General features: G+C 72.1%; 4 protein-coding genes. 3 read left to right on the forward strand and 1 reads right to left on the reverse strand.

The window, feature by feature from the left end; genetic code table 11:
• On the reverse strand, positions 1-970 hold a 970-nt coding region (locus tag AOJ26_RS06745), incomplete at its 3' end, for a LacI family DNA-binding transcriptional regulator (RefSeq protein ID WP_053847263.1).
• 295 nt (positions 971-1265) lie between these two features.
• On the opposite strand from AOJ26_RS06745, the gene AOJ26_RS06750 reads away from it, so the two are divergent.
• Genes AOJ26_RS06750 through AOJ26_RS06760 form a run of 3 tightly spaced genes read left to right on the forward strand, consistent with a single transcriptional unit; the run spans position 1266 to position 4401 of the window.
• Positions 1266-2423 (forward strand): Gfo/Idh/MocA family protein, encoded by a 1158-nt coding sequence (locus AOJ26_RS06750; RefSeq protein WP_053847264.1) that lies wholly within the window; start codon positions 1266-1268, stop codon positions 2421-2423.
• Positions 2420-3574, forward strand: coding sequence for a dihydrodipicolinate synthase family protein (locus AOJ26_RS06755; protein WP_053847265.1), 1155 nt, complete (start codon positions 2420-2422; stop codon positions 3572-3574). The genes AOJ26_RS06750 and AOJ26_RS06755 overlap by 4 nt, the downstream gene beginning before the upstream one ends.
• Positions 3571-4401 (forward strand): sugar phosphate isomerase/epimerase family protein, encoded by an 831-nt coding sequence (locus AOJ26_RS06760; RefSeq protein WP_053847266.1) that lies wholly within the window; start codon positions 3571-3573, stop codon positions 4399-4401. Before AOJ26_RS06755 ends, AOJ26_RS06760 begins: the two co-directional genes overlap by 4 nt.
• Positions 4402-4476 lie beyond the last annotated feature (75 nt).

Below are 4476 nucleotides of genomic sequence, written 5' to 3' on the forward strand. Positions count from 1 at the left end.
CCTCCCGCCCCATCGCGATCCGGCCCGCCCGGGCCCCCGCTTCCGCCAGCGGCAGCCGTACCGTCGTCAGCGCGGGGACCGCGTCGATGCTGAACGGGAGGTCGTCGAACCCGGCGACCGAGACGTCGTCGGGGATCCGCAGCCCCGAGTCCCGCAGTGCCGCGCACGCCCCCAGCGCGACGGAGTCGTTCGCGGCGACGACGGCCGTGAGGGACGGGTCCCGGCGCAGCAGCTCCAGCGTGGCCTCGTAGCCGGACCGCCGGTCGTAGCGGCCGTGCACGGTCCACCGGGGGTCCTCCTCGATGCCGTGCGCCTCCAGTGCCGCCCGGTGTCCCTCCAGCCGGTGCCGGGTGGTCGTCCGCTCCTCGGGACCCGCGATGTAGCCGAGGCGTCGGTGCCCGAGCCCGATGAGGTGCTCGGTGAGCTCGCGACCCCCGCCCCGGTTGTCGAAGGTCAGCGCGAACGCGCCGGTCTCCGGCGCCGGCGGCCGCCCGCACAGCATGATCCGCGTCCCCGCGTCCGCCAGCTTGCGCAGCTTGGCGGACATCGCGGCCTTGTGCGGCGCGTCCTCCACCGCCCCGCCCGTGAGCACGACCGCCGCCGCCCGCTGCCGCTGGAGCAGGGTGAGATACGTCAGCTCCCGCTCGGGAGAGCCCCCGGTGTTGCAGACGACCCCGAGCCGCTCGCCGCCCGCGCGCCCGCCGGGCCCCCCGATCTCGGACTGGATCGCGCCGGCCATGATCCCGAAGAAGGGGTCGGCGATGTCGTTCACGAGGATCCCGACGAGATCCGAGGTGGCGGCGGCGAGCGAACTCGCCGGACCGTTCAGCACGTAGTCCAGCTCGTCCACGGCCCGCAGCACCCGCTCACGGGTGGACGCGGCCACGGGATAGTTCCCGTTCAGCACGCGCGACACCGTCGCGGGGGAGACCTGGGCGCGGGCCGCCACGTCCGCCAGGGTCACCGTCATCTCGTCGTCCTCCGGTCGCGCGCCTCGGCGTGCCGCGGTGTGCCGCGGGTGTCCTGGCGCATCTCAGTCGTACTCCGTCGTACACGCGGGCCCCCACGGCCCGGTTCCGAGCCGAACCTTAAGCCCCCCGACCCTCGCCGTTCGCCCCCTCGAACAACTCACCCCGTTCGCGGTCTTGTCCGGACCGCTGGTCAGAGGCTAGCTTCTCCCTAGATAGAAAGCGCTTGCTGTAACGCTCATCAGTGGGGCGTGCGCGGCGCGCACAACCGCGTACGACTCCTATGAAGGGAATGACGTGACACGCAAGACAGTGCGTATCGCCATGAACGGTGTGACGGGGCGCATGGGCTACCGCCAGCACCTCGTCCGCTCCATCCTCGCCATCCGCGAGCAGGGCGGTCTCGACCTCGGCGACGGCAGCGTGCTGTGGCCCGAGCCGGTCCTCGTGGGCCGCCGTGAGCACGCGCTGAGGGCCCTCGCCGAGCAGCACGGCCTGGACCCGGCGAACATCTCCACCGACCTGGACGCGGTCCTCGCCGACCCGACCGTCGAGATCTACTTCGACGCCCAGGTGACCTCCGCCCGCGAGGAGGCCATCAAGAAGGCGATCGCCGCCGGCAAGCACATCTACACCGAGAAGCCCACCGCCACCGGCCTCGACGGCGCCCTGGAGCTGGCCCGCCTCGCCGAGGCGAAGGGCGTCAAGCACGGCGTCGTCCAGGACAAGCTGTTCCTCCCCGGCCTGCTCAAGCTGAAGCGCCTCATCGACGGCGGCTTCTTCGGCCGGATCCTCTCGGTCCGCGGCGAGTTCGGCTACTGGGTCTTCGAGGGCGACTGGCAGCAGGCCCAGCGTCCGAGCTGGAACTACCGGGCCGAGGACGGCGGTGGCATCGTTGTCGACATGTTCCCGCACTGGGAGTACGTGCTCCACGAGCTCTTCGGCCGTGTGAAGTCCGTCCAGGCGCTCACCGCCACCCACATCCCGCAGCGCTGGGACGAGAACGACAAGCCGTACGACGCCACCGCCGACGACGCCGCCTACGGCATCTTCGAGCTCGACGGCGGCGCGATCGCCCAGATCAACTCCTCCTGGGCCGTCCGCGTCAACCGCGACGAGCTGGTGGAGTTCCAGGTCGACGGCACCGAGGGCTCCGCCGTCGCGGGCCTGCGCAACTGCCGCGTCCAGCACCGCTCCGCCACCCCGAAGCCGGTCTGGAACCCGGACATCCCCGCCACCGAGGTCTTCCGCGACCAGTGGCAGGAGGTCCCGGACAACGCCGAGTTCGACAACGGCTTCAAGGCCCAGTGGGAGCTCTTCCTCAAGCACGTCTACGCCGACGCCCCCTACCAGTGGGACCTCCTCGCCGGCGCCCGCGGTGTCCAGCTCGCCGAACTGGGCCTGAAGTCCTCGGCCGAGGGCCGCCGTCTCGACGTACCGGAGATCACGCTGTGACGATCCAACTCCCCACCGGCAACGGGGGATTCAGGGCATACGAACCCCGACCCGAACCCCTCGCGGTCACGACCGGCTCGCCCTTCACCTCCCGTACGGTCTTCTCCGCCGCGCACGTCGTCGCCGACCCGTTCGCCGACACCACCCCCGACTCGCCCGCCGCCGTCGACTGGGACGCCACCCTCGCCTTCCGCCGCCACCTGTGGTCGCACGGGCTCGGGGTCGCCGAGGCGATGGACACCGCCCAGCGCGGGATGGGCCTGGACTGGGCGGGCGCGGCCGAGCTGATCCGCCGCAGCGCCGCCGAGGCCAGGTCGGTCGGCGGGCTCATCGCCTGCGGCGTCGGCACCGACCAGCTCACCGGCCCGGCGACCCTCGCGGAGGTCCGGGCCGCCTACGAGGAGCAGCTCGCCCTCGTCGAGGAGTCCGGCGCGCAGGCCATCCTGATGGCCTCCCGGGCCCTCGCGGCCGCCGCCCAGGGCCCCGAGGACTACCTGGAGGTCTACGGCCACCTCCTGCGCCAGGCGACCGAGCCGGTGATCCTGCACTGGCTGGGCCCGATGTTCGACCCGGCCCTTGAGGGCTACTGGGGTTCGTCCGACCTGGACGCGGCCACCGACACCTTCCTGGACGTCATCGCCGCCCACCCCGACAAGGTCGACGGCATCAAGGTCTCGCTCCTGGAGGCGCAGCGCGAGATCGACATCCGCCGCCGCCTCCCGCAGGGCGTCCGCTGCTACACCGGCGACGACTTCAACTACCCCGAGCTGATCGCGGGCGACGAGAAGGGCTTCAGCCACGCCCTGCTCGGCATCTTCGACCCGCTGGGCCCGCTCGCCGCCGAGGCGGTCCGCGTGCTGGACACCGGAGACGCCAAGGGCTTCCGCGAACTCCTCGACCCCACGGTCGAGTTGTCCCGGCACCTCTTCCAGGCGCCGACCCGCTTCTACAAGACGGGCGTGGTCTTCCTCGCCTGGCTGGCCGGCCACCAGTCGCACTTCACGATGGTCGGCGGCCTCCAGTCGGCCCGCTCCCTGCCGCACTTCGCGCGCTCCTACGAACTCGCCGACGGCCTGGGCCTGTTCCCGGACCCGAAGCTCGCCGAGGAGCGCATGAAGAACCTGCTGTCCCTGTACGGGGTGACCCAGTGACCGACCTGTCCCGCTTCTCCATCAACCAGATGACGGTCAAGCAGCTGTCCCTGCCCGAACTGGTCGCCGCCTGCCGTGAGCTGGGCATCGGCAACGTCGGCCTGTGGCGCGAGCCCGTCCGGTCGTACGGCGTCGAGGAGACGGCCAAGCTGGTCCGCGACGCGGGCCTGACCGTCACCACGCTGTGCCGGGGCGGCTTCTTCACGGCGATCGACCCGGACGAGCGGGCCGCCGCCCTGGACGACAACCGGCGCGCGGTCGACGAGGCGGCCGCCCTCGGCACCGACACCCTGGTGCTGGTCTCGGGCGGCCTGCCGGCCGGCTCGAAGGACCTGCACGGCGCCCGTGAGCGCATCGCGGACGCCCTGGCGGTCCTGGGCCCGTACGCCGAGGAGCGCGGGGTGCGGCTGGCCATCGAGCCGCTGCACCCCATGTACGCCTCGGACCGCTGTGTGGTCTCCACGCTCACCCAGGCCCTCGACCTGGCGGAGCGCTTCCCCGCCCACCAGGTGGGCGTCACCGTGGACACGTACCACATCTGGTGGGACGACAACGCGCCCGCGCAGATCGCCCGCGCGGGTGCCGGCGGCCGTATCCACACCTTCCAGCTCGCGGACTGGACGACCCCGCTGCCGGAGGGCGTCCTGAACGGCCGCGGGCAGATCGGCGACGGTGCGATCGACATGCGCGAGTGGCAGCGGTACGTCGAGGCGGCCGGCTACACGGGCGCCATCGAGGTCGAGCTGTTCAACGACGCGCTGTGGGCCCGCGACGGCCGCGAGGTCCTCGCGGAGACGGCGGAACGGTTCGTGGCCCACACCCTGTGAAACGGGCGCCGGACATTCGAAGGGGCCCGGTCACAGACCGGGCCCCTTCGGGTTTCCCCTCCCCATCAGAACCCC

The sequence above is a fragment of the Streptomyces sp. NRRL B-24085 genome (genome assembly GCF_001282115.1).
In the GTDB taxonomy this organism is placed as follows: Bacteria; Actinomycetota; Actinomycetes; order Streptomycetales; family Streptomycetaceae; genus Streptomyces.